21 protein-coding genes are annotated in these 24,936 nt (G+C 40.1%); 11 read left to right on the forward strand and 10 right to left on the reverse strand.

Going from position 1 to position 24,936, the window contains the following annotated elements:
- Window positions 1-118: 118 nt before the first annotated feature.
- The 3 genes from HYG79_RS03580 to metK form a co-directional block, all read right to left on the reverse strand.
- Entirely contained in the window at window positions 119-1,297 is a 1,179-nt protein-coding gene (locus HYG79_RS03580) for a hypothetical protein (RefSeq protein ID WP_179240798.1), read from the reverse strand.
- 773 nt (window positions 1,298-2,070) lie between these two features.
- Window positions 2,071-4,008 (reverse strand): CocE/NonD family hydrolase, encoded by a 1,938-nt coding sequence (locus HYG79_RS03585; protein WP_179240799.1) that lies wholly within the window; start codon window positions 4,006-4,008, stop codon window positions 2,071-2,073.
- 333 nt (window positions 4,009-4,341) lie between these two features.
- On the reverse strand, window positions 4,342-5,598 hold the full coding sequence (metK, locus tag HYG79_RS03590; RefSeq protein ID WP_179240800.1) for a methionine adenosyltransferase: 1,257 nt from the start codon (window positions 5,596-5,598) through the stop codon (window positions 4,342-4,344).
- A 330-nt stretch (window positions 5,599-5,928) separates the two neighbouring features.
- On the opposite strand from metK, the gene HYG79_RS03595 reads away from it, so the two are divergent.
- Window positions 5,929-6,543 carry a deoxynucleoside kinase gene (locus HYG79_RS03595; RefSeq protein WP_179240801.1) on the forward strand — a complete coding sequence of 205 codons (615 nt, stop codon included), beginning with the start codon at window positions 5,929-5,931 and terminating at the stop codon, window positions 6,541-6,543.
- Between the two features lie 7 nt (window positions 6,544-6,550).
- Here the strand turns inward: HYG79_RS03595 and HYG79_RS03600 are convergent, their stop codons facing one another.
- Window positions 6,551-7,543 carry an App1 family protein gene (locus HYG79_RS03600; protein WP_179240802.1) on the reverse strand — a complete coding sequence of 331 codons (993 nt, stop codon included), beginning with the start codon at window positions 7,541-7,543 and terminating at the stop codon, window positions 6,551-6,553.
- 191 nt (window positions 7,544-7,734) lie between these two features.
- Here HYG79_RS03600 and HYG79_RS03605 point away from each other — a divergent pair, with 191 nt between their 5' ends.
- Window positions 7,735-8,436, forward strand: a complete 702-nt coding sequence (locus HYG79_RS03605; RefSeq protein ID WP_179240803.1) for an energy transducer TonB — start codon at window positions 7,735-7,737, stop codon at window positions 8,434-8,436.
- Between the two features lie 62 nt (window positions 8,437-8,498).
- Here HYG79_RS03605 and HYG79_RS03610 read toward each other — a convergent pair whose 3' ends face one another.
- From HYG79_RS03610 to HYG79_RS03625, 4 genes are all read right to left on the reverse strand, one after another.
- A complete protein-coding gene (locus HYG79_RS03610) occupies window positions 8,499-10,874 on the reverse strand; it encodes a sodium-translocating pyrophosphatase (RefSeq protein WP_179240804.1) in 2,376 nt (791 codons plus the stop codon).
- A 110-nt stretch (window positions 10,875-10,984) separates the two neighbouring features.
- Window positions 10,985-11,512, reverse strand: a complete 528-nt coding sequence (locus HYG79_RS03615; RefSeq protein ID WP_179240805.1) for an inorganic diphosphatase — start codon at window positions 11,510-11,512, stop codon at window positions 10,985-10,987.
- 78 nt (window positions 11,513-11,590) lie between these two features.
- The gene (locus tag HYG79_RS03620; RefSeq protein ID WP_179240806.1) at window positions 11,591-14,086 is read right to left on the reverse strand and encodes a DUF5686 family protein; all 2,496 of its coding nucleotides are present in this window, start codon (window positions 14,084-14,086) and stop codon (window positions 11,591-11,593) included.
- A gap of 156 nt (window positions 14,087-14,242) precedes the next feature.
- Window positions 14,243-15,220 carry a pyruvate dehydrogenase complex E1 component subunit beta gene (locus tag HYG79_RS03625; protein ID WP_179240807.1) on the reverse strand — a complete coding sequence of 326 codons (978 nt, stop codon included), beginning with the start codon at window positions 15,218-15,220 and terminating at the stop codon, window positions 14,243-14,245.
- Window positions 15,221-15,395: 175 nt separating this feature from the next.
- Here HYG79_RS03625 and HYG79_RS03630 point away from each other — a divergent pair, with 175 nt between their 5' ends.
- From HYG79_RS03630 to HYG79_RS03665, 8 genes are all read left to right on the forward strand, one after another.
- Entirely contained in the window at window positions 15,396-16,136 is a 741-nt protein-coding gene (locus HYG79_RS03630; RefSeq protein WP_179240808.1) for an electron transfer flavoprotein subunit beta/FixA family protein, read from the forward strand.
- Window positions 16,137-16,154: 18 nt separating this feature from the next.
- A complete protein-coding gene (locus HYG79_RS03635) occupies window positions 16,155-17,123 on the forward strand; it encodes an electron transfer flavoprotein subunit alpha/FixB family protein (RefSeq protein ID WP_179240809.1) in 969 nt (322 codons plus the stop codon).
- Window positions 17,124-17,211: 88 nt separating this feature from the next.
- The gene (locus HYG79_RS03640; RefSeq protein WP_179240810.1) at window positions 17,212-17,841 is read left to right on the forward strand and encodes a bifunctional nuclease family protein; all 630 of its coding nucleotides are present in this window, start codon (window positions 17,212-17,214) and stop codon (window positions 17,839-17,841) included.
- 16 nt (window positions 17,842-17,857) lie between these two features.
- Window positions 17,858-19,333 carry a NupC/NupG family nucleoside CNT transporter gene (locus HYG79_RS03645; protein WP_179240811.1) on the forward strand — a complete coding sequence of 492 codons (1,476 nt, stop codon included), beginning with the start codon at window positions 17,858-17,860 and terminating at the stop codon, window positions 19,331-19,333.
- A gap of 176 nt (window positions 19,334-19,509) precedes the next feature.
- A complete protein-coding gene (locus HYG79_RS03650) occupies window positions 19,510-20,334 on the forward strand; it encodes a thymidylate synthase (protein ID WP_179240812.1) in 825 nt (274 codons plus the stop codon).
- 72 nt (window positions 20,335-20,406) lie between these two features.
- Window positions 20,407-21,567, forward strand: a complete 1,161-nt coding sequence (gene egtB, locus HYG79_RS03655) for an ergothioneine biosynthesis protein EgtB (protein ID WP_179240813.1) — start codon at window positions 20,407-20,409, stop codon at window positions 21,565-21,567.
- 16 nt (window positions 21,568-21,583) lie between these two features.
- The gene (gene egtD, locus HYG79_RS03660) at window positions 21,584-22,555 is read left to right on the forward strand and encodes an L-histidine N(alpha)-methyltransferase (protein WP_179240814.1); all 972 of its coding nucleotides are present in this window, start codon (window positions 21,584-21,586) and stop codon (window positions 22,553-22,555) included.
- Between the two features lie 65 nt (window positions 22,556-22,620).
- On the forward strand, window positions 22,621-22,902 hold the full coding sequence (locus tag HYG79_RS03665; RefSeq protein ID WP_179240815.1) for a DUF427 domain-containing protein: 282 nt from the start codon (window positions 22,621-22,623) through the stop codon (window positions 22,900-22,902).
- 26 nt (window positions 22,903-22,928) lie between these two features.
- Here the strand turns inward: HYG79_RS03665 and HYG79_RS03670 are convergent, their stop codons facing one another.
- Window positions 22,929-23,225 carry an isoamylase early set domain-containing protein gene (locus HYG79_RS03670; protein WP_179240816.1) on the reverse strand — a complete coding sequence of 99 codons (297 nt, stop codon included), beginning with the start codon at window positions 23,223-23,225 and terminating at the stop codon, window positions 22,929-22,931.
- A gap of 149 nt (window positions 23,226-23,374) precedes the next feature.
- Window positions 23,375-24,463, reverse strand: a complete 1,089-nt coding sequence (locus HYG79_RS03675; RefSeq protein ID WP_179240817.1) for an aminotransferase class V-fold PLP-dependent enzyme — start codon at window positions 24,461-24,463, stop codon at window positions 23,375-23,377.
- A 59-nt stretch (window positions 24,464-24,522) separates the two neighbouring features.
- Here HYG79_RS03675 and HYG79_RS03680 point away from each other — a divergent pair, with 59 nt between their 5' ends.
- Window positions 24,523-24,912, forward strand: a complete 390-nt coding sequence (locus HYG79_RS03680; RefSeq protein WP_179240818.1) for a 2TM domain-containing protein — start codon at window positions 24,523-24,525, stop codon at window positions 24,910-24,912.
- Window positions 24,913-24,936 lie beyond the last annotated feature (24 nt).

The following is a 24,936-nucleotide window of genomic DNA, read 5'->3' on the forward strand; positions in this document are numbered from 1 at the left end:
TCATTACTCCATTTTAACTAAATTCAACTCATTAACAAAACGGTTGAATTTCGTTGTTACAGATATTGAGAAGTACACGGACTGGCATATAAACCACTTATTGAAACCTTTTATTTAGTTAATTTGGATTCCATAGGGTAATAGTCTCTTGGTCATTTAATCTAAATGTGGTTTGAGTAAACCGCAAATCTTCTAAATCTAAGTTTGGATATTGCTCTAACAACTCATCAGGTAGCTCACCAATGGTTGGATAATGATTTTCTTTTGACTGTACAGACCATGTCCATGTTTTTATTGATGCACCGTCTAAATTCGTCCAATATGAAGTTTTAAGAAGATAACCAGTAAGGTTGATATTAAATTTAAAATTTGTAATTGAAGCATCCTCAATTGACATTAATGGTTGTTCAGGTATAACTACAACATCTGGTAATTCCCCAACTTTTCTGTAGCGATACTCATATTTAGGTGTTGGCTTAATACTAAATTTAATATCATATGAGTCGAACCTGTTTAATTCACCCGCTCTCAGAACCCCCTCCAAACCTGCAGTAGAAAATATACTACTTAAAGCGTACGATTCCTTAGGTTCGGAGCTAGAGCCTATCAAACTAAAAGATAAGCCGTAATGTTGGGGATAATCTATTTCTAAATATTTATCATAATTACTAAAATTAGAATAATCCAATTTCAGACTATCCCCAACATTGTAGTTTGACAAAACATAGTATTTGGAATTTTGATTACCATCTTGTACTGATATGATATAGTCTCTTTTAGATTCTAATATGTCAAAGTCGCCAAAATATGAGACTAAATTACCTTGAACAGCTTTGCCTGGCGCAAGCAATCCCGAAGTTTCTCCGTTCCATGCCGAAAAACCTGTCACCACTCCATTGACATTTGGTATGTTATCTACAACCAAGTTAAAAGATCCAGTCTTAGCGCTAAGATTCCCTGCTTCACAGCTATAGTCCAACGTTTCACCTTTTTTAAATTGAGAGATTGAACTAAGGGAGTACCCAGGATTCTCACCTTCCGAACCGATAATGAAAACGGTAACCGTAAAATCATCTGGTGTTTCATTCTCTAAAGCCTTAAATTCTAAACTTTCATTTATTAGATAGTTAAAGGGTTTAAAGTCGATTAACTCACCTTTTTCGGTATGTAGAATAACATAAAAGTCAAAACTCCCCAAAATTAGATTACAACCCGTTTTGAAAGTGAAATAAGTAGAAAGTTTTTGTTCTTCAACTACATCCTCTTCTATCGCTTCTTCGCCCGTTAGCTCTTCCATACTATCTTGCGTTGAACAGCTTGTAGTTAGAAAGACTAGGAATAGAAAAATAGATAAATATGATTTCATATTTTGTTCAGTATTTATATTGAAATAACTTCACGAAGTTAGATAATATTTTCTTTGCTTTATATAGCTACTGTAAGGAAATTCATGTTTAATTTCGATGAAAATGCAGGAACACTTAAGTTTCGATCATTGAGTAAATGTTGGTTTGCTTCATAACTACACACAGCTCTGTCCCAAGCGACAATTGATCTTTAATACTGGATATTTCTGAAAATCTTATTCTTTCTGATTGCACTATTAATTTCAAGAGATTAAAAACTTAAGCCATAATGGGATTGAAAACTGTTCTGTAAAAAGAGACACAAGCGGATTAATGAAATCCTCGCTCAAAAGCAATATTTATGCAAACATGTCTTCCAATTTATATAAAACAGATACGCAGATAGTTTGCTAGCTTTACCAATGTGGGTTAGAAAATCGCAAGCAAAACTTTTAAGTAAAAAAGAAAGCCAAAGCAATAAAAAAAGCTCAAAATGTACGATTTCACATTTGCAGAATAAAAAACCATGACTAACAACACCTATAACGAATAGGGTATAAAGTACTATATTTAAAAGCTTAAGCATAATTACCAAACCCACAAAATCTTTGGGGTTTAGCTTTGGATAAGAAAAGAAAAGCTAAACAATAAGTTTTAACTACGTCGGCAGACGCAGACTCAACGTTTCCTTGCCTGCTCTATTTGCCATATATGGGAGCGTTAACTACTCCAACACACTAAACTCCAAACTAGAATCGGTAAAAACCGTGTGGGTCTGGGTTTTAAAATCTTCCTCATCTGCTTTAAAGATATTTTCCACATAGGTTTGCGGGTTTAAATCGATCAACGGAAACCATGTGCTTTGCACTTGTACTTGAAGCTTATGGCCTTTTTTGATCGTATGGAAAACGTCCTGCAATTTTATATTGACTTCGGTTTTTTGATCGGGCACAAAAGGTTCTGGGTTCTCAAAACTATTTCGAAACCTTCCCCGCAATACTTCGCTCCGTACCATTAAATGATAGTTGCTCATTTTTAAGTGGTCTTGCATTTCTTCGTTCGTTTCTGTTTTTGCGGGGTGCACATCGATTACCTTAACGATCCAGTCGGCTGCCGTTCCCGTTGTAGCCACTTTCAGTTTTGCCAAAATATCCCCGGCCAGGGTGAAATCGGCTTCCATGACATCGGTCTCAAAAACCAGCACATCAGAACGGCGAGCGGCAAAACGTTGATCGTCAGTCATATATTTTCTGGGTGTAAATACCGACTTTACGTCCTCGGAATAGGGTACCGGTTTTTTGATATCGCTTATAAAATCAATACCTGCTTCCGCTTTTTGGTCAACCGTCAACTGCTGATCTACGGATAGGAACATTTCTTTCTTCTGTACACCTTTGGGTGGCCAAGCATCAAATTGCTTCCATTCTTTTTTACCCGAATCAAATACGTAGGCTTCGGGCAGGCCACTATTTTTATCACCGCTTCCTTTTAAGAAATGATTGAAAAATTTAGTTTCGATGTTTTCTTGAAAAAACTCGGATATGCTATCTCCAAAATAGTAATTGCCCACTACGGTACGGCCATCTCTTTTCGCCCATCTGCCGTGGTCCCAGGGGCCAAAAACCATGGTGTTATAGTTTTCTTTATTATACTTTTCAATATTCTTGTACGTTTCTAACGGGCCGTACAAATCCTCGGCATCAAACCAACCGCCAACGACCATGGTCGCCACATGCGATTTTACATTCCTCAAATGTTGAATGAGTCCGCGACTCTGCCAAAGTTCATCATAGTTGGGGTGCTCTTTAAGTTCGTTCCAGAAAAAATCATCGGTCATTTCATCGGGAGCCAATGATGGCTTGTCTTCCAAACCGTACTCAAAAAAAGAATTTAAATTCTTTAAAGGCCCCTTATCCAAGAAAAACTGATATTGATCTTCGGTACCTAGATCCGGTAACGTGTACCAAGCTGTATCAATAGGCTGGTCTCCATTGGGCCGTGGCGTTCCAAAAAGGGAAGTTGCTCTAAAATAGCTCAACAAATACGCTCCATTATGATGAAAATCATCAAAAAAGAAGTCACCGATACTCGCTTGGGGCGAAGCCGCCTTTAATGCAGGGTGTGCGTCTACGGTAGCGTAAGTGGAATAAAACCCAGGATAGGAAATGCCCCAAATACCCACTCTACCATTATTGTTTTCTACATTGTTCACCAACCATTCGATAGTGTCATAGGTATCCGAGCTTTCATCAATATCGGTATCCGAGGTTTTATTGGGAATATAGGCGCGCATATTCTCATAATGGCCTTCGCTCAACCATCTTCCCCGTACATCTTGATATACGATAATATTACCTTCTTTCATCATATGGATATTGGGTCCGATTTTTGCCTTGAACTTTCCTTCGCCATACGGTCTGGAACTGTACGGAGTACGTTGCATGATGATGGGATATTTTTTTGATGTGTCCTTTGGAGAATAAATCGTTGTGTGCAGTTTTACACCATCACGCATGGCAATATCCACTTCTTGCTTAGTATAGTTATCGGCGACATAAGTGTCCGTTACTTCGGCCGTTTCGGCTTTTGTATTGGTTTTACCGCACGAAAGTAGCAGTGTTATCAATAAAAGTAGAATTGGAACCTTTGAATTGAATTTCATAGTGATTTAATTGATTTCCTAAAACTACAAAGTAATATGGGGCAACCCAAATAAAAAACAGGACTTGAAAAAGCCCTGATTATATTTTACAAGTGGATTTCTGAAACCTGTAGTATGTACAACAGAATAAAATCATTTTTTAGGGAATAGCCTGTCTCCGAACGGGACACGAAGCGCAATCTTATTATGGGATTCTCGTAGCTCGTGCCACGCTGTGTCGAAATGGCCACATCATTAAAAGTTTACAAAAACGAAAGTAACCGCAATCAGATTGCAGGGTTTTAAGCTTTGACCGGATAATGAAGTAACGGGGTATTCAACACATTGAAAAATCTAGAGCGCAAAGGCTTTTTTTATTTCTTCAACCCTATCCAACTTTTCCCAAGTGAAGAGTTCAACCTCTTTTTCTACCCTACCATTATAGGGCGATTCAAAAACTTTGGTAACTATTTTTGGTTCTTTCCCCATATGACCATAAGCGGCCGTTTCCAAATAGATAGGGTTTCTTAGCTTCAGCCTGTCCTCAATGGCAAAAGGGCGCATATCAAAAAGTCTGGCGACTTTTTCGGCAATTTCGCCATCGGTCATATCCACATTTGCCGTACCGTAGGTATCCACGAAAATAGACGTTGGCTCAACTACGCCAATGGCATAGCTTACCTGCACCAATATTTCATCTGCTACACCAGCCGCAACCAAATTTTTGGCAGCATGTCGGGCCGCATAGGCCGCACTGCGATCTACCTTGCTTGGGTCTTTACCGCTAAAGGCACCGCCCCCATGGGCGCCTTTACCACCGTAGGTATCCACAATAATTTTTCTCCCAGTCAGGCCCGTATCGCCATGTGGGCCACCGATCACGAATTTCCCGGTCGGGTTGATGTGATATTTTATCTGGTCGTCAAATAACTTTTGTGTGCCAGCCGGTAATTGCGCCTTGACCTTCGGAATTAAAATGGAAATGATGTCCGACTTTATCTTTGCCAACATTTTTTCGTCATCGGCGTCAAAAGCATCGTGTTGTGTCGAAATTACAATGGTATCGATTCGTTGGGGTAGATTCTCGTTGGAATACTCGATAGTGACCTGCGCTTTAGCATCGGGGCGTAGATAGTCAATTTGTGTTCCCTCTCTCCGCAAATCGGCCAAAGTCCTTAAAATTCGATGTGAAATATCCAAGGCCAATGGCATGTAGTTTTCAGTTTCCTTGGTGGCATAGCCGAACATCATCCCTTGGTCACCGGCGCCTTGTTCTTCCTTAGAACCCCTATCCACTCCTTGATTGATGTCTTGGGATTGCTCATGTATCAATGAAATGACACCGCAAGAATCGCCACTAAATTGGTATTCCCCTTTTGTGTAGCCTATGGTGTTGATTACATCCCTGGCGATGTTTTGAACATCCAGATACGTGTCGCTTTTCACTTCGCCTGCCAAAACAACCTGACCTGTAGTCACCAAGGTTTCGCAAGCTACCTTGCTTTCCGGGTCAAAAGCTAAAAAATGATCTAATAAGGCGTCACTGATTTGGTCTGCGACTTTGTCCGGATGCCCTTCACTAACGGACTCAGAAGTAAATAAATATGACATTCTTAGGTTTTAATTCTGGAAGATTTGACGTAATACCTTAAAGTAGCTTACTTCTCTGAAGAGATTCCAAATTACGTTTGGAACAAACTGCTTTAGCATTTTTCTTGTGCCAAACTTAGTTTGGCATCCGAGGTTGCAATCAGTCAAATCCTTCCTCTAGTTTGATATGGCAAAAGTACGTATTTGCAAAAGAAATAAAAACTTTGATTTACTTTTATCTATGTTGTAATTCAACAAGTATTCTTTCCCAAACCCGTTATACTTTGTATATTGTATGCCCCAACTTTTTTAAAGACAAAACAACATCACTAACCATAAACAACACGTAGTATGCATATTGCAGTTGCAGGAAACATAGGGGCTGGCAAAACTACCTTGACTAGATTACTTTCAAAACACTATAAATGGGAAGCCCATTTTGAGGATGTCGTGGACAATCCCTATTTGGATGACTTCTATACCCAAATGGAACGTTGGAGTTTTAACCTTCAGATCTATTTTTTGAACAGCAGGTACAGACAAATACTACAGATCAGGGAAAGTGGTAAAAATATCATACAGGACAGGACCATTTATGAGGATGCCCATATTTTCGCGCCCAATTTGCATGCAATGGGTTTAATGACCAATAGGGATTTTCAAAACTATTCAAGTTTGTTCGAATTGATGGAAAGTTTGGTAAAACCACCGGATATATTGATTTATCTCAGAAGCTCTATTCCTAATTTGGTAAAGCAAATCCACAAACGGGGAAGGGAATATGAAAATACCATATCGATCGACTATTTAAGCCGACTCAATGAGCGCTACGAAGCTTGGGTACATGGGTATGAAAAAGGGAATTTATTGGTCATTGATGTTGACAATCTCGATTTTGTAGACAATCCCGAACACTTGGGAGAGGTCATCAACAAAATTGATGCAGAAATCAACGGACTGTTCTAAACCGCTCTTACGCGATAAACCCGTGGTTTTTTGCATGCACTAGGGCGTCTTCGCTCTTTTCAATCAACAATACAGGGGTCAGTGTATAGTTTTCAATCAGATTTTTAATGCGGCGCACCCTTTTTTTATGCCTAACGGTCCTTAGATAAATGGCCGCCACCCTATTTGGATGGTTTTTGGCTATTTGCATATAAATATCCGCATCGTGCTCCCCACTATCGCCTATTAGTATAAATTTCATATCGGGGTAAGTCTTTAAAATATTCAAAACCTCTTTTTGTTTTTGTGGTTTTTTGCTCCTAAAATCAACAAAGCTTCTCAGAATTATCGGGCCTTTGGGAAACTTGTTCACTGTAAGGAACATCTCCAAATAACGATACAGATTCCATGGGCTGTGGCTTACGTAAAAGATAGGGTTTGCCCTTTTACCCGATTTCCCCCTATGCAACAAATGATAAAACTCCGCAGCACCTTCCAAAGGTTTACGCTTGGTCGCCCTTTTAAAAAACGTATTGAAAATAACCTGCCATTTTAAGAGCGAAACCACACCAGTATGCAAAATAGTGTCATCAATATCGCTGATCACCCCGAATTCAGATGTTTTTGACGGAATCAGGATTTCGGCCGGGAATCTGTTTTGGTTCAGAATTTCTCTTTTTAACGATTCGTCGGTATAAGAAATTTCACATTGCAACCAACCTTCGGCATTGGTAAGCTTTTCCAAATCGCCCAATGTATCATCGATCAAATAATAACCATTTTTATCGGTAGTACCCGTAAGCGTTCTATCATCGGGCAAGGTAATCTTTATACCGGTATGCTTTATTTCATCGGTCTCAAAACGCTTCCACGTATTGAGAAAAAGCTTAAAGAATCCCTTTTGGGCCAAATCTATACCTTCATCTTCCAGTGCCCTGCCCCTAAGGTACAAATGAGTATCAGTGCCATAGGTCTGAAACGCGATAATCTGAAGTTTATCCTTTTTACCGAAGATACCCATACGGTAAATATAGAAAATAGAAGACAATACAGAAATGCTATCCTCATCAAAAAACGGACTTTACTCATTCAAATAAGACCATGACTCATTCTTTGTTTTACAGGTATGGGGTATAAGTTAGTTTTAAAGGGAAATCAAAACGCACACCTACCTGGAACTTTAATTCATGTATACCCTTAAACTTTAAAAAGATGGAAGTAAAAAAGAACCCAAAGAACGACGTAAACCAAAACAAGGGCCTTTATTTTGTAATTGGCCTTGTGTTGATTCTAACATTGACGTACACCGCATTGGAGTGGAAAACCTATGACCTGAATCCGGAATATTTTTCCGAACTGGATATACCGGATGAATTAACAGAAGAGGTGCCCATTACCATGCATATCAAAACCTTGCCCCCGCCACCGCCAGTGGCGCCACCGGTAATTGAAATTATTGAAGATGACGATAAAAAAATAGAAACAGAAATACTATCAACAGAAGTTGACCAAACTACGGAGATACTTGATGTAGAGGATATTGATGTTATTGATGAGCCCGATGACACACCGGTACCCTTTTCGGTTATTGAAGATGTTCCCGTTTTCCCAGGTTGTGAAAATGAAAAAGATAAGCGAGCCTGTTTTCAGACGATGATGAACAAACACATAAAAAAAGTTTTTCGTTATCCGGAATTGGAAAAAGAAATGGGTATTCAAGGAAGGGTCAACATTATGTTCGAAATTCAGAAAGACGGCAGTATTGATAATATTAGAATGCGAGGCCCAAATAAAAACTTAGAAAAAGAAGCCAAACGCATTATTGAAAAGCTTCCGAGAATGACACCGGGCAAGCAAAGAGGAAGGGCGGTAAAGGTTCCTTTTAGTTTACCTATTAACTTTAAGCTGCAATAAAAAACAAAAAATCGGGCTATGGCTTTACCATAACCCGATTTTACATGATATAGTAAAATAGACTATTGTCTTGTTTCCCCTTCGACCATGCTATAGTTTTTTTCGCCCTTTACCGTAACTTTTTCAGCATTAAAAGACTTCAACTTAGCTTCAACCTCAACTTTTGTTCCAGTAAACGTTTTCTTTTGGGAAACTTCCTTTCCGTTAATCAAGGTCGTATAGTTTACCGTAGCCTCAGCAGTATCTTCGTTTACAACGTTCATGGTAATCGTCTTGGAAACCTCTTCGTCAACGTTTGCCATTCCCGTATCGGAACTAACCGCTATACTCGGTGCGATAACCAATGCAACAACGGACATAAGTTTTAATAAAATATTCAAGGAAGGTCCCGAAGTATCCTTGAACGGGTCACCTACGGTGTCGCCCACGACAGCAGCTTTATGCGCGTCGGAACCTTTACGCCCATCAGACTCGATCATCTTTTTGGCATTATCCCAAGCACCTCCTGCGTTAGACTGGAAAATGGCCATCAAAACACCAGCAGAAGTTACGCCCGCCAAAAGACCGCCCAACATTTCAGCTCCGCCAATAAATCCAACAGCAACGGGAACGGCGATGGCCAAAAGACCGGGCAATACCATTTCCTTAATCGAAGCCTTTGTGGAAATATCAACGCACTTGTCATATTCCGCATAACCATCGGCAGCATCAAAAGTAGCTCTTTGTTCCGGGGTAGCTTTGGACATATCTGAATCAACAGCCCTCATAACTTCCAACGCCGCTTTCAGTTGAGGAATATCCCTAAACTGGCGGCGAACCTCTTCAATCATGGCCATGGCCGCACGGCCAACCGCATTCATGGAAAGTGCCGAGAATACAAAAGGCAACATCGCACCGACCAAAAGTCCCGCCATAACCGTAGGCTTGGAAACATCGATTGAATTGACATTGGCCACCTTCATAAATGCTGAGAACAAAGCCAAAGCCGTTAAGGCAGCAGAAGCGATGGCAAAACCTTTACCAATGGCAGCAGTCGTGTTACCAACGGCATCCAATTTATCTGTTCTTTCACGTACCTCGGGGTCTAATTCCGCCATCTCGGCGATACCACCAGCGTTGTCCGATATGGGCCCGTATGCATCAACAGCCAATTGAATACCGGTATTCGCCAACATACCTACGGCAGCTATCGCAATTCCGTAAAGACCTGCAAAATGATGTGATACCAATATCGCGGCAGCAATCAATATAATAGGAATCATGGTAGACATCATACCCACACCCAAACCTGCAATGATATTGGTAGCGGCCCCAGTTTCAGATTGTTTTACAATTGAATTTACCGGCTTGGTACCAGTACCTGTATAATATTCTGTGATCTTACCTACTCCCAGACCAGCGATCAAACCGGCCAAAGTAGCCCAAAAAATCCCCATTGCGCCATAAGGCAAACCTTCAACAGACTCTGGGATCAAAGCATTGATAATAAAATAGGAAGCTACCACCATGAGACCGGCAGAGCCAAATTCACCGATATTCAAGGCAGTCTGCGGATTACCGCCGTCTTTTACCTTTACAAAGAACGTACCGATTATAGACATAACGATACCCACTGCCGCCAACACCAAAGGAAGATAAACAGCCCCTAAACCAGCAAAATCAGGAGTTATGATAAACGCTCCCAAAACCATGGTACCTATAATCGAGCCCACATAAGATTCAAATAAATCGGCACCCATGCCGGCCACGTCACCAACATTGTCACCAACGTTATCGGCAATAGTTGCCGGGTTTAATGGATGGTCTTCTGGTATACCAGCCTCTACCTTACCCACTAAATCCGCTCCAACATCCGCAGCTTTTGTATAAATACCACCACCCACTCTTGCAAATAAGGCAATAGATGAGGCACCTAGAGAAAATCCGGAAAGTACGTTCAATACCAAACCAAGGTTTTCAGAACCTTCCCATATATTCTGATAAATAATAAATAGTCCGCTTAATCCCAAAACACCTAGACCTACAACACCTAGACCCATTACGGCACCACCGGCGAAAGCCACTTCCAATGCCTTTCCTAAGGATGTTCTTGCCGCCTGTGTGGTTCTTACGTTGGCCTTGGTCGCCACACGCATACCAATAAAGCCTGCCAAGGCAGAACAAATGGCACCCACAATGAACGACACGGCCACCATACCATTTGAACCAACTTCATTACTTCCCTTAAAATAAAGAAGTACAGCTACGGCGATAACAAAAATTGAAAGAATTTTGTACTCAGCCTTCAAAAAAGACATAGCACCATCAGCAATATTCTTGGCAATTCTCGCCATTTTTTCATCGCCTACCTCTTGCTTGGCCACCCAAACATTCTTGATGAAAACAAACAAAAGTGCCAGTACTCCAAATACTGGCAAAAACTTTACTATTAATTCCATTATGTTAGTTGTTTTAGTTTTTTTTAACGGCTGCTAAAGTAGTAAAATTGAAGAGAATAAAAAAAGCCACTTTTTTTAACAAAAGCGGCTTTTTACCATCTGGTTTTTGACTATATCATAAAAGTTCGCTTATCCTTATGCCCACTTTCGTTGTAACGTTTAACACATTCGTGATAAATCTTTATAGCTTCCTCGGCATTGCCCCAGCCGCCCGTGTCTACTTTTTTCTCTTCCAAATCTTTATATACCTGAAAAAAATGTTCGATTTCCTTCAACCTATGGGGATTTAAATCACTTATATCGTTTCTCTTGCTCCATATGGGGTCGGATATAGGCACGCATATTATCTTTTCATCCGGTCCTTTTTCATCGGTCATATGAAATACGCCAATGGGTTTTACTTCCATGACCACCATGGGATAGGTAGGCTCGGTACCCATGACCAAAACGTCGAGAGGATCCTTGTCCAAAGCCAAAGTTTCCGGCACAAAGCCATAATCCCCAGGGTACATCATGGATGAAAACAAAGTTCTGTCAAACCTGATTTTGTTCAAAGTGAAGTCGTATTCGTATTTATTTCTACTTCCCTTGGGTATTTCAATCAATACATCAAAAGTAACTGCTTGTTTTGCACTCATTTATCTTAAATTTTAAAGGCTGCAAATTTACTGGTAATAAATATATTTACCCGCATTGCAATAATAACTTAATGTTAATTAAAAACTGAAACCAAAAGAACCGGTAACGCTAAAGGGCCTTGCTTCCGGATTATCCAAATAATTACCCCGAAAATTAAAATCGATTCTAAGAATCTTAAAAATATTGCCCACTCCTAAAGAATATTCCCAATATATTTCATCTGAAGGTGCCCGTAGCGGTATGTTCGTGGGGCTACTCAAAGCTATATTCTCGTCGGACAGCTCTCCCCAAACTCCACGCAGGCCAATAATTTCCCTAAGGTTCAGTTTTCTGAGAAAAGGGACTCTTGAAAATAGCCTGCCATTAAAATTATGTTCCAAATGCACGGCCGTGTAAGTATCGGTCACGAATTCATAAAAATCAAGATTGGGGAACGTATTGTACAAACTAAAAAGAGTTTGGTTACCGGGAACTACGTTCAGTAATCCCAGAGGCACCTCACCAAAAGTCTTACCGGCTTCAACGGTTGTCAACAACCTTCCAAAACCTCCTACTTGCCATGGTTGCGTGTATGAAAATTGAAGTTTTGAATATTCAAAATCGCTCTCCAAAAAACCGTTCAGGCCTTTGGTATAATTTAAAAGCAAGGTACTGTAATCATCATTGATATCCTCTCGTTCCACACCATAACCAATGGTTTTTTTCCCTGGAGTGTAGATGAGCGTGGTATTGATGTCAAATTGTTTTATTTCGGAGGCGATGCCCGAAGGGGCATCCGCATCAATGTAATCCAAACTAAATGCATTGGGCAGGGCCGAACTCAACGTACGTAACGACCCCCCAAAACGCATACGAAAATTCGTCAAAGGCTCTATCTCGATATTAACCGTGCTTAGATTAATGTTGGTCAACCTGTCGTTCGCCCCAACCGTTAAAACCGACGAAGATGCTATACTTCTCCCCAAAACATCGTTCGTAGCGGTAAGGCTCAGCCCCAGTTGTTCCACATCGCGCCTATGACCGCCCGATAGTATGAACCTACTCTTCCTATCCAATAAAAATTTTCCAGAGAAGCCATGTTTTACCTTTTTATCGAGAAAACCGTATGCGAAATACCCTTCTAACCGCCATGGGTCGTTTTGGCCGAAATAGGTACGTGCGCCCCCCCTTAAACGTATGCCTTCAGCGTCGTTAAAGCCAAAAACACTATAAATATCCCCTAGGTCTATATTCCATTTGTCAATTTCTATATAGCCGGAACCCAAGATACTGACCAGATTATAGTACGATTTAAACTTGGGCACCGTTTTTAAGGTGTCCAAAAGTTTATATACCCCCGTCTCATCTTTATTCAAACGTTCAAGGCGATTGTTCTGCCAAAAAACGTCATCCCTAGTAAGCACCAAAGGATCAAATTGATTGCTCTTTGTCTTGTAAAATTGTTTGGGTTTTGGGATGTCGAATTTATGGTTATCGTATACCGTTGTTCGTTTCCCATAAATGCCCCTGGATGCTTCCTTTTTCCGAAAACTAAAATCGGTCAGCATATAATCCCGTTTCAACAAAAAAACGGAATCGTTCATTACCTCAAATTCCTGCTCTATATAAACTTCTTTGATCCAATTGAGGTTTGCGCTCTTGGTTACCTCTAGATTTATATTTTTTACGGCAAAGGTAGAATCGTTGACCCAAAAGTTTCCCTTGAAGGTTAGTTCGTTTGTTCTTCTGGGATAATATATGATGTTGTAGCACCATTTGTCGCCAATAAATGTACTATCGGTCAATACATAATTGTAAACGTCTACCCCGGTTTTGGATAACGGGCTGGTAAAGCTCTTATCAAAGAATTCGATATAATTATCGTATACATCATACTCCTGGTACATATCTTGGATAAATGCCGTAAGCGCCTGATTGTTCTCAAAACCTGAGTTTTTACTACCCAAAACATCCTCTTTTTCATCTGGCATTACATTATCGCCATATACCTTAGAAAATTTTTCGTTCAAGAAAATGGGCAAGTATGTTTTCCCGGTAATTCGTGAGGTATCCAAATCTTGAAAAACAAACTCCAATCCTTTGAAAACCCTGCTTTTAATGAGGGCGCTATCAATCGTATTGATATCAAACTCGACTTTTTCGTATTTATCGTATTGATATTGTTTGAATTTGCGTAGCCCGTTCTGTCTTTTTTTCTCCCATATTTTTTTTAAGATATCTATGGCCGGATTGTTTTTTTTGGATTGCTTTCCGAAATAAACGGTAACCTCGTCCAGTTGCTCCCCACCTTCCAATAACACTATTTTTAAGTCATAATTTACTTTTCCACTTAGCGGAAATTCAATAGTCTCGTAACCTATAAAAGATATGATAAGTGTTTGATGATCGTTTTCCGATTCTATATAAAACCTACCGTTATCATTGGTAATGGTGCCCTCGGAAGAGTCTTTGAACAAAATATTGGCAAAAGCTATGGGGTTGTCGGCCTCGTCGACCACTATGCCTCCCACTTTGGTTTGTGCAAGTGACATGAAAGAGCAAACAATACATAAGAAGAAAAGTATTCTTTTCATTAATGGGGCATACTTTCGTTTTTAATAGACCGCACAGCTAATAAATCTGAAATAAAAAGGCTGTGATAGTATCTGTTGCTGTAAAACAAATCTTATAAAATAAAACTCCGCCAACCTTTGTTGACGGAGCTAAGATACCTTTACAGTAAGAATTACTTATTTATATAACACCTTTTTAACAGCGTTGATAACATCTTGGTGATTGGGCAACCATTCTTCCAAAAGAACGGGAGAATACGGCGCAGGTGTATCGGCCGTATTTATTCTTTGTATCGGTGCGTCCAAATAATCGAATGCTTTGTCCTGAACGTGATATGTAATTTCAGTAGAAACATTACCAAATGGCCATGCCTCTTCCAAGATAACGAGCCTGTTCGTTTTCTTTACCGACGTAAGAACGGCTTCATAATCAAGTGGCTTTACCGTACGCAAATCAATGATTTCGCAGCTAATATCCTCTTTTGCCAATTCATCGGCCGCTTTATCTGCCTCTTTGATAATTTTTCCAAAAGATACTATGGTAACATCAGAGCCCTCTCTACGAATATCGGCAACCCCTAACGGAATGGTGTATTCCCCTTCCGGAACTTCACCTTTATCGCCGTACATCTGCTCAGACTCCATAAAAATAACCGGGTCGTCGTCACGAATGGCTGATTTCAACAATCCCTTTGCATCCGCAGGGTTGGATGGTACTACAACTTTTAGGCCGGGACAGTTGGCATACCAACTTTCAAAAGCCTGTGAATGCGTAGCCGCCAATTGACCCGCAGAAGCTGTTGGTCCGCGAAAAACGATCGGACAAGGAAATTGACCCCCGGACATTTGCCTGATTTTTGCGGCATTGTTGATAATTTGGTCTATCCCTACCAAGGCAAAGTTAAAGGTCATAAATTCAATGATAGGTCGGTTTCCCGTCATCGTTGAGCCAACGCCGATACCGGCAAATCCCAATTCTGCAATCGGAGTGTCAATGACACGCTTTTCACCAAATTCATCCAACATGCCCTTTGACGCCTTGTAAGCCCCGTTGTACTCCGCTACTTCCTCTCCCATTAAATAAACCGACTCGTCCCGTCTCATTTCTTCGGACATCGCCTCACATACGGCTTCTCGGAATTGCAATGTTTTCATATATCTTGAGTTGACTTCGTTTACACATCAGTTAAAAACGCTAGCAAAAATAGCAAAATATATATCAACTTAACCGATGATAGAATCAAAAAAAGTTATAAAATTTACTATGCATGCATAGTAAATTAGAAAATTATTGAGTATCTTAGCAACGTTTTAAAAATCAATTTAACAAATGAAAATATTAGTTTGTATCAGTAATGTCCCGGACACTACTTCCAAAATAAATTTTACCGATGGCGATACCAAATTCGACACAAACGGTGTACAATTCGTAATTAACCCCAATGATGAGTTCGGGTTGACAAGAGCTATGTGGTTCAAGGAAAAGCAGGGAGCATCGGTTCACGTTGTCACTGTAGGAACAGCCGCCGTAGAACCAACAATTCGTAAGGCTTTGGCCATTGGTGCCGATGAGGCCATACGCGTCAATGCAGAACCTACCGATGGTTATTTTGTTGCGCAACAGTTAGCGGAAGTCATAAAAAATGGGGAATACGATTTAGTGATCGCAGGAAGGGAATCAATAGATTACAATGGTGGTATGGTACCGGGGATATTGGCGACTTTGTTGGATATGAACTTTGTAAATACATGCATAAGCCTAGAAATTGATGGTGAAACTGTTACCGCCATGCGAGAAATCGATGGTGGAAAAGAAAAAATCGAGACCTCTTTGCCTTTGGTAATCGGAGGACAAAAAGGGTTGGTCGAGGAAAGCGACCTTCGTATCCCGAACATGCGCGGTATCATGATGGCGAGAAAAAAAGCCCTTAACGTAGTAGAACCCATTACTGCCGACAAAGCTACTGAAGATGCAAAATTCGAAAAACCAGCACCAAAAGGTGCAGTTAAACTAGTTGATTCAGTCGATGCCCTTGTTGATCTATTGCACAACGAAGCCAAAGTCATCTAAACAAAAATCGAAGAAATTATGTCAGTTATAGTATACACGGAATCTGAAAACGGAAAATTAAAAAAGAATGCTTTTGAAGTGGCTTCCTATGCAAGTGAAGTCGCCAAACAAATGGGCACCTCGGTAACGGCCATAGCCATTAACGCATCAGACGTAGACGAATTGGGCAATTACGGTGTTACCAAAGCATTGAACGTTTCGGACGAAAGTCTTAAAATATTCAATGCAAAGGCATATGCCAATACTATTTCGCAAGCTGTAGAGAAAGAAGGAGGAAAAATTTTGATCGTAAGTTCCAGTACCGATACTAAATTTATGGCTCCCATAGTAACGGCCAAATTAAAGGCTGGTTATGTGCCCAATGTAGTTGCAGCACCTGAAAACGCCAGCCCCTTTACCGTAAAACGAACTGCATTCAGTAATAAGGGTTTCGCCCATACGGAAATTAAGTCCGATATGAAGATCATTGGAGTTTCCAACAACGCTTTCGGGGTTCATGAAAACAAGGTTGATGTCGCGGTTGAAGATTTCAACGCATCGATAAGCGATTCCGATTTTTCTACAAAATCCGTAGAAATAGATAAGGTTGTCGGTAAAGCAACTATCGCCGATGCCGATATCGTTGTATCCGGGGGTAGAGGTCTAAAAGGTCCTGAAAATTGGGGAATGGTAGAAGAACTTGCCGATGTTCTCGGTGCCGCTACCGCTTGCTCAAAACCGGTTTCGGATTTAGGGTGGAGACCTCATGGGGAACATGTTGGCCAAACGGGAAAACCTGTTGCCAGCAATTTATATATCGCCATAGGAATTTCAGGGGCCATTCAACACTTGGCAGGAGTCAGCTCTTCCAAAACCAAGGTAGTCATCAATACAGATGCAGAAGCCCCTTTCTTTAAAGCGGCGGACTATGGCATAGTCGGCGATGCCTTTGAAGTTGTACCGCAACTCATAGAAAAATTAAAGGAATTAAAGGCGCAAAACGCTTAATTTTTGTTAATTTGTGCCCCATAAGGGCTGTTCAAATTATTGGTGCTGCCATTTGTTTGAACAGCCTTTTCTGATTTTATAAGACAGTATGAGTTTAGTCCGTTTGAAAATAAAGGGAATATCGTATAGCCAAACCCAAAATGGCGCGTATGCCCTAATATTGAATGAAGTTGAGGGTGACCGTAAATTGCCCATCGTCATAGGTGCTTTTGAGGCTCAAAGCATCGCCATTGCCTTAGAAAAAGAAATAAAACCGCCCAGACCACTGACCCATGATCTGTTCAAAAATTTTGCGGATCGTTTTGATATCGTTGTAAAGCAAGTGATAATACATAAATTGGTTGACGGCGTTTTTTATTCCAGTATCATATGTGAAAGGGATAAAATCGAGGAAATCATCGATGCCCGTACCAGTGATGCAATCGCCTTGGCTCTTCGTTTTAGTGCACCCATCTTTACTTACAAAACAATATTGGACAAAGCCGGTATTTTTTTAAAATTCTCTTCCAAAGAGAAAGAAAAAGAAGATGGTGACGATAGTATCATGGTCGACGAAATCCTGCAAGAAGGAGAAACGGTTGAAATTGACACAGGCGCATCGGATGGCTATAACGAACTTACCTTGGAGGAACTCAACCAAGAACTGGACCGTGCGGTCGCCAATGAAGATTATGAAAAGGCCGCTAAACTCAGGGACGAGATTTCCAAACGCAATTAACGACCAATTCACATCTATGAACATCCGCCTTTGGATTCTATTATGCCTTTTTTCCATTTCATATAATGGTTTTTCCCAAGAAACCAAACCCGTTGAAACTATTGAACCTACTATAGAAGCTACCACAATCAATGATATAGCTACTATTGAACAAAGTGCTAAAGCAGTTGCCCTTACCGTACCCAACGAAGGCTTTTCAATGCATAGTTTATGGAGAGGTATTTTGGGTATGGCGGTACTTATATTAATTTCTTTTTTATGCAGCGCAAACCGAAAAGCCATAAACTGGAAAACCGTAGGTATAGGTCTTGGGATCCAGCTTTTAATAGCTATAGGGGTTCTTAAAGTCCCTTTTGTCCAAGCTATTTTTGATAGAATAGGCAAAATTTTTGTCAGCATACTCGATTTTACCAGGGCAGGAAGTAAATTTTTGTTCGAAGGATTGGTCGTTGATATGGATACGTTTGGGTTTATTTTTGCCTTTCAAGTATTACCGACCATCATATTTTTTTCCGCTTTGACATCGGTACTTTTTTATTTGGGCATCATCCAAAAAGTGGTGAAGGCCCTAGCCTGGCTTTTGACCAAATCTTTAGGCATATCGGGTGCAGAAAGTTTAAGTGTTGCCGGAAATATTTTTTTAGGACAGACCGAAGCACCTTTGTTGATAAAAGCCTATTTGGAAAAAATGAACAAATCAGAAATCCTACTGGTTATGATCGGTGGTATGGCTACGGTAGCCGGGGCGGTCTTGGCAGCCTATATCGGATTTTTGGGAGGCGATGATGAAGCATTGCGGTTGGTTTTCGCCAAACACCTACTGGCAGCTTCTGTAATGGCGGCACCAGGTGCAATTGTAATTTCCAAGATTTTGTATCCACAAACCGAAGAAGTAAATACCGATGTTGTGGTATCTACTGAAAAGATTGGGGCAAATATTCTGGACGCTATAGCCAACGGTACTACCGAAGGCCTAAAACTAGCAGTTAACGTGGGCGCCATGCTACTCGTGTTCGTGGCCTTTATTGCCATGATAAACGGTATTTTGGAGTGGACGGGCGATATTACCACATTGAACCAATGGCTAGCCGATAATACCAGTTATCCAAAATTTTCGTTGGAAGCGATTCTCGGTACCATTTTCGCTCCTTTGATGTGGTTGATCGGGGTGGCCAAAGAGGATATAATGCTTATGGGACAGCTTTTGGGCATTAAACTGGCCGCAAGTGAATTCATTGGATATATACAATTGGCCGAATTAAAAAATATGGCTTCTGCAACTCATCTCACATACAACAAATCTATCATTATGGCCACGTATATGTTATGTGGTTTTGCCAATTTTGCATCCATAGGCATACAAATCGGCGGAATAGGCTCTCTAGCCCCAGGACAACGTAAAATACTATCGGAATTTGGCCTAAAAGCAGTACTAGGCGGTTCTTTGGCCTCTTTGCTTTCAGCTACCATCGCCGGAATGATTTTGGGGTAAAACCCCACTCCGGTCGCGCTCAGCACAGGCCTACTCGCCAAAGAGGGAGTTCTTTTGAATTCGTTGATAATTATTGATAAGTGTTGACCTATTAACCTGACCAAAAAAAACTTTATACCTATTTTTAGAAATCAATTTTGAACACCAAATAATTTCCCCTTTGGGGGTTAGGGGCTATGAAACAATACCACGACTTATTAAAATATGTCCTAGAAAACGGCAATGAAAAAGGAGACCGTACGGGAACCGGCACCAAAAGTGTTTTTGGATACCAAATGAGATTTGACCTTTCAGAGGGGTTTCCCATGGTTACCACCAAAAAACTGCATTTAAAATCCATCGTATACGAACTTTTATGGTTTTTAAAAGGAGATACCAATATTACGTATCTTCAAGAAAACGGAGTACGGATTTGGAACGAATGGGCCGATGAAAATGGAGACTTGGGACCGGTTTACGGCCACCAATGGCGCAACTGGAACAATGATGAAATAGACCAGATAAAAGAAGTTGTTCGCTCCCTTAAAAACAATCCTAACAGCAGACGTATGCTGGTTTCGGCATGGAACCCGAGTGTACTGCCCGATACGTCTAAATCTTTTTCTGAAAATGTGGCCAACGGTAAAGCGGCCCTACCGCCGTGTCACGCCTTTTTCCAGTTTTATGTTGCCGATGGCAAACTATCCTGCCAACTCTACCAGCGCAGTGCCGATATCTTTTTAGGCGTTCCTTTCAATATAGCTTCTTATGCACTGTTTACGATGATGATGGCTCAGGTATGCGGTTACGAAGCAGGAGATTTTATTCATACTTTTGGTGATGCCCACATTTATGATAACCATATGGAACAGGTTGAGCTACAATTAAGCCGAGAACCTAGAGCACTACCCAAAATGGTCATTAATCCAGAGGTAAAAGAAATTTTTGACTTTACTTTTGAGGATTTCACATTGGTGGGTTATAATCCACATCCACATATAAAAGGGGTTGTAGCGGTTTAACGCACATATTGTGCTTTTTTAAGTCAATCGTAACCGCAGTATTTTCTTTATCTTTAAAGAAAAATTCCTATAATGATCTTGACCGATTCCCTTTTGGATTTCTTTTTGGAAACCCGAGAGCATACCGAAACTATTTGCCGGCCTTTAGCCATTGAGGATTATGTGGTACAGCCTATAGTCGATGTCTCCCCGCCCAAATGGCATCTTGGCCATACCACGTGGTTTTTTGAGGAATTTATTTTAAGACCACATGCGAAAGGATATACCGTTTTTAATGAAGATTTCTCCTATGTTTTCAATAGTTATTATGAAACCGTAGGGGAACGTGTTGTACGTTCCGATCGTGGAAATATGTCCAGACCATCCGTTGAAAAAGTGTATGCATACCGTACATATGTCACCAATGCGATGAAAAATTTATTCGGAAAAGACCAAAACCAAGAACTAAACAATCTATTGGAAATCGGGATTCATCATGAAAAACAGCACCAAGAATTATTACTGACCGATATCAAATATATTTTGGGCAACAACCCATTGCTCCCGAACTACTCCGAAACTATTAAGGAACATCTACCCTTTAGCCATCAGCAAGAGTGGATCAGTGTAGATGAAGGCATTTATGAAATTGGGCACGACTCCGATAGTTTTTGTTACGACAATGAACTGGGCCGACACAAAGTATTTTTACATTCCTATGAAATCTCCAACACACTGGTCACCAATCAAGAATTTATAGATTTTATCAACGATAATGGATACCAAAAATTTAATCTATGGCATGCCGAAGGCTGGGATTGGGTAACCCAAAACAATATCACCGCTCCGTTATATTGGCATAAAATTGATGGGGAATGGCATCATTATACCCTAAACGGATTGCAAAAAATTGACCCAAACACGCCCGCAACCCATATTTCCTATTTTGAAGCCTTTGCCTTTGCCCAATGGAAAGGTTGTAGACTGCCCACCGAGTTCGAATGGGAAACTGCTCAACAATTTTTCCCGTGGGGCCAACGCTGGGAATGGACGGAAAGTGCATACCTACCCTACCCCAACTACAAAAAAGCCGATGGGGCCCTAGGTGAGTACAACGGTAAGTTTATGGTAAACCAAAAAGTACTTCGCGGTGGTTCAGTGGCAACGCCCATAAAACACACACGAGCTACGTATCGAAACTTTTTTCAGACCAATTTAAGATGGCAATACACCGGATTGCGGTTGGCCAAATAATCACGACACATATCACATGCAAAATACAGCTTACCCTACATTTACATCTGAATTTGAAAAGGATGTTTACCAGGGTCTTACCGATTTTCCAAAGCACTTATCCTCAAAATATTTTTACGACAAAAAAGGGGATAAACTGTTTCAGGATATTATGGCCATGTCAGAATATTATTTGACCGACTGTGAATTTTCAATTCTGGAAAATCACAAAGACGAAATAAGTCGGTTATTTTCGGAAGATGGGACACCCTTCAATCTGATAGAACTTGGTGCGGGTGACGGGAAAAAAACCAAGATTTTATTAAAACATCTGTCCGATAACGCTATCGATTTTAAATATCTCCCCATTGATATTAGCCAAAACGCCCTAAGCCAATTAGACGCATCCATAAAAAAAGAATTGCCCAAAATTGATATTAAAACCATGCAAGGGACTTACTTTGAGACCTTGGAACGAATTCATGAACTAAACGGCACAAAAAAAGTAATCTTATTTTTGGGGTCCAATATCGGAAATCTGCTACACCCACAAGCCATTGATTTTTTACAAAGCGTTCAACAATTAATGCACCAAGATGATTTGCTTTTTATGGGTTTTGACCAAAAAAAGAATCCGCAGACCATATTGGATGCCTATAACGATACATCGGGAATCACAGAAGCATTCAATAAAAATGTCCTGGCCCGTATCAATACTGAACTGGAAGGCGATTTTAATCTAAATGACTTTTTGCACTGGGAGGTGTATGACCCTGAAACGGGAACGGCCAAAAGTTATCTGGTCTCTAAAAAAGAACAATTGGTAAACATTAAAAAAATAGCTTTAAAAGTACACTTTAAGGCTTGGGAAACCATACATACCGAAATTTCACAAAAATATGATGACGATGTGGTCGCATGGTTGGCCAAAAAGTCTGGGCTAAAAATCAAAACCGAATTTAGCGATACACAACAGCAATATAAAAACTACGTATTCAAAAAAGCATAGTAAAATTTTGGATTCTTTTGGGAAAAACTAAAAAAATCCACATAAAACGAATAAACTAAATATTTATGAAAGCAATCTGGAACAATACTGTAATAGCGGAAAGCGATGATACCGTAGTGATTGAAAACAATCATTATTTTCCTGCGGACAGCATCAAAAAAGAATTTTATAAAAAAAGTGACACGCATACAACCTGTCCTTGGAAAGGTGTGGCCTCGTACTACACATTAGTGGTAAACGGTGAGGAAAATATTGATGCGGCCTGGTATTACCCTGAGGTTAGCGAACTTGCCAAAAGCATAAAGGGAAAGATCGCTTTTTGGAAAGGGGTCACTATTGAGGATTAGCCCAATAGTGACCATTAGCTTTAAAATTACAATTCCAATACTGCGTTTTCAGAACCGGCATAATCGTTCCATTGGTAACGGTCAGCTTCAGTTTCGTTAACATAAGTACCATCTACGATGTACTTGAATTCATAGGTTTGCTCCTTTGGTAAGTCAAAAGTACCTTTAAAGCTTCCGTTCTTTAATTTTTTTAAAGTGCTCTTTTTTGGGTTCCAATCGTTGAAATCCCCTACTACGGCAACTTTTTTTGCTTCCTCTGCAGTCACTGTAAAAGTAACCTTGCATACCGGTTTGGTCTTTAAATATTGTTTAGCGATAGCCATGATTTTTATTTTATTATTATGGTACAAAACAATACATAAAACCGCTAATACACAATTGGTTAACGAAGAATTATGATTTTAATAAAATACGGTTCACAAAAGAATTGGTTTAATAAAAAAGGGGGTGTCTTTTTTGCAATCAAGAAAGTTTACCTGAGCGTTTCCAAGATTTCTGTAATCCTATCGATTTCACTTTCAGTATTATAAAAGTGAAAGCTAAGCCTTATCCCGCCACCTCTTTCCGAGCATACAACATTATTATCGCAAAGCGATTTGTAAACAGCATCGTCGCCTTTCACGTTGAATATGGTACTATGCTTTTGCCTTTTAACTACACTACCCTCTAAGATGGATAGACTGGAAAAACTATCAATACCTTTTTTTGAAAGCAGATTATTCTGATTTTCAATTTTATGCATCCCAATTGAATTCAAAAAATTCAAGGAGAAATTAAGACTTCCAAAATTGAGCGTGTCCAAATGTCCGGGTTCAAAATATTTGGCAAATCTAATATCGTGTTTTCCTTTCAAATCACCATTGGCTGCATTAAAACCTATAGTTTGGGGCACTAAAATTTCCTGTACGTGATCTTTGAAGAGCATAAAACCGTTTCCGAACCCGGCCAACAACCACTTATAGGCACTAGCGCCCAGAACATCTATGGCAGAATCTTCAAAATCAAAATCAACCGTACCGCAGAACTGTGTGCCATCTGCCATAATCAGCAAATCGGGGAAGTCCTTCTTTAGGGTTTTAAGAAAATCAAGATCAATTCGTATACCATTCAGCCATTGCACCAAACTCAGGGCTAGCACATGAATCTTTTCTTTTTTGACACATTCATAAATATTATGCTCCAAGTTTTCGTCGATAGCTACATGATGTATTCTATGTCCTCTTTGCGCAAACGGCCAATTTACAGATGGATAATCCCCATTGAGCAGTGCTACGGAACTGTTTTTGTTCAACCCTTCCAAGAGCAGGTTGAATGCTAAGGAAAAATTGGGCACCAGTGATACATTTTGGACCTTGCAATTAAAAAAATGCGCCACGGTTTTTCGTGTCTCAGGAATCAAATTTGCCATTGCTTCCATTTTCATGGCTCCACCACCAATCAAATAATCTTGATCATGCCCTCGCCGCCATGCCAGCAAATCCTCGTTTAAGAGTCCGTAAGCTGCCGTATTCGCATAAATTGAAGTATTTAGGGCTGGAAATCCGTTTCGCAGGTTTTTCATTCTAGGTAAAATCTTATATTGGAATTGACTTATCTTTGATAGTAAATATAGGTATTCGCATGTTTTCAAAGGACAAAAATGAAATACATATTGATGTTGAACAGCACGAGCTACTGGAAAATGCCCAAAAACGCATCAAACAGAAAAAACGCCTGTTTTCGCACTTTGTCATTTTTCTTATAGGCAGTGTTTTTTTGATCATCATCAATAAAATACTCAAGTATGGGGAGACCTATGATTGGTTTGTTTGGGGTATTACCACATGGGCCTTTTTGTTTTTAATACACGCTTTTAATGTTTTTGTGACCCAAAAATTCATGGGGAAGGACTGGGAAAGAAATCAACGTGAAAAATTAGTGTTGAAACAAAAAAAACGAATATCGGAATTACAAAAGGAAATCGAGACCGATTTTCCCTTGGCTAGCATAAACAAAAAAAACGATGATTAAAACCACAAACCATAATTGGCTTGT

Origin of the sequence: Costertonia aggregata, assembly GCF_013402795.1 — a bacterium.
Classification (GTDB): domain Bacteria; phylum Bacteroidota; class Bacteroidia; order Flavobacteriales; family Flavobacteriaceae; genus Costertonia; species Costertonia aggregata.

Coding starts and splice junctions, on each gene's coding strand:
- HYG79_RS03580 (WP_179240798.1), bottom strand. CDS start 1,297: ATGGAAGAGCTAACGGGCGAAGAAGCGATAGAAGAGGATGTAGTTGAA.
- HYG79_RS03585 (WP_179240799.1), bottom strand. CDS start 4,008: ATGAAATTCAATTCAAAGGTTCCAATTCTACTTTTATTGATAACACTG.
- metK (WP_179240800.1), bottom strand. CDS start 5,598: ATGTCATATTTATTTACTTCTGAGTCCGTTAGTGAAGGGCATCCGGAC.
- HYG79_RS03595 (WP_179240801.1), top strand. CDS start 5,929: ATGCATATTGCAGTTGCAGGAAACATAGGGGCTGGCAAAACTACCTTG.
- HYG79_RS03600 (WP_179240802.1), bottom strand. CDS start 7,543: ATGGGTATCTTCGGTAAAAAGGATAAACTTCAGATTATCGCGTTTCAG.
- HYG79_RS03605 (WP_179240803.1), top strand. CDS start 7,735: ATGGAAGTAAAAAAGAACCCAAAGAACGACGTAAACCAAAACAAGGGC.
- HYG79_RS03610 (WP_179240804.1), bottom strand. CDS start 10,874: ATGGAATTAATAGTAAAGTTTTTGCCAGTATTTGGAGTACTGGCACTT.
- HYG79_RS03615 (WP_179240805.1), bottom strand. CDS start 11,512: ATGAGTGCAAAACAAGCAGTTACTTTTGATGTATTGATTGAAATACCC.
- HYG79_RS03620 (WP_179240806.1), bottom strand. CDS start 14,086: ATGAAAAGAATACTTTTCTTCTTATGTATTGTTTGCTCTTTCATGTCA.
- HYG79_RS03625 (WP_179240807.1), bottom strand. CDS start 15,220: ATGAAAACATTGCAATTCCGAGAAGCCGTATGTGAGGCGATGTCCGAA.
- HYG79_RS03630 (WP_179240808.1), top strand. CDS start 15,396: ATGAAAATATTAGTTTGTATCAGTAATGTCCCGGACACTACTTCCAAA.
- HYG79_RS03635 (WP_179240809.1), top strand. CDS start 16,155: ATGTCAGTTATAGTATACACGGAATCTGAAAACGGAAAATTAAAAAAG.
- HYG79_RS03640 (WP_179240810.1), top strand. CDS start 17,212: ATGAGTTTAGTCCGTTTGAAAATAAAGGGAATATCGTATAGCCAAACC.
- HYG79_RS03645 (WP_179240811.1), top strand. CDS start 17,858: ATGAACATCCGCCTTTGGATTCTATTATGCCTTTTTTCCATTTCATAT.
- HYG79_RS03650 (WP_179240812.1), top strand. CDS start 19,510: ATGAAACAATACCACGACTTATTAAAATATGTCCTAGAAAACGGCAAT.
- egtB (WP_179240813.1), top strand. CDS start 20,407: ATGATCTTGACCGATTCCCTTTTGGATTTCTTTTTGGAAACCCGAGAG.
- egtD (WP_179240814.1), top strand. CDS start 21,584: ATGCAAAATACAGCTTACCCTACATTTACATCTGAATTTGAAAAGGAT.
- HYG79_RS03665 (WP_179240815.1), top strand. CDS start 22,621: ATGAAAGCAATCTGGAACAATACTGTAATAGCGGAAAGCGATGATACC.
- HYG79_RS03670 (WP_179240816.1), bottom strand. CDS start 23,225: ATGGCTATCGCTAAACAATATTTAAAGACCAAACCGGTATGCAAGGTT.
- HYG79_RS03675 (WP_179240817.1), bottom strand. CDS start 24,463: ATGAAAAACCTGCGAAACGGATTTCCAGCCCTAAATACTTCAATTTAT.
- HYG79_RS03680 (WP_179240818.1), top strand. CDS start 24,523: ATGTTTTCAAAGGACAAAAATGAAATACATATTGATGTTGAACAGCAC.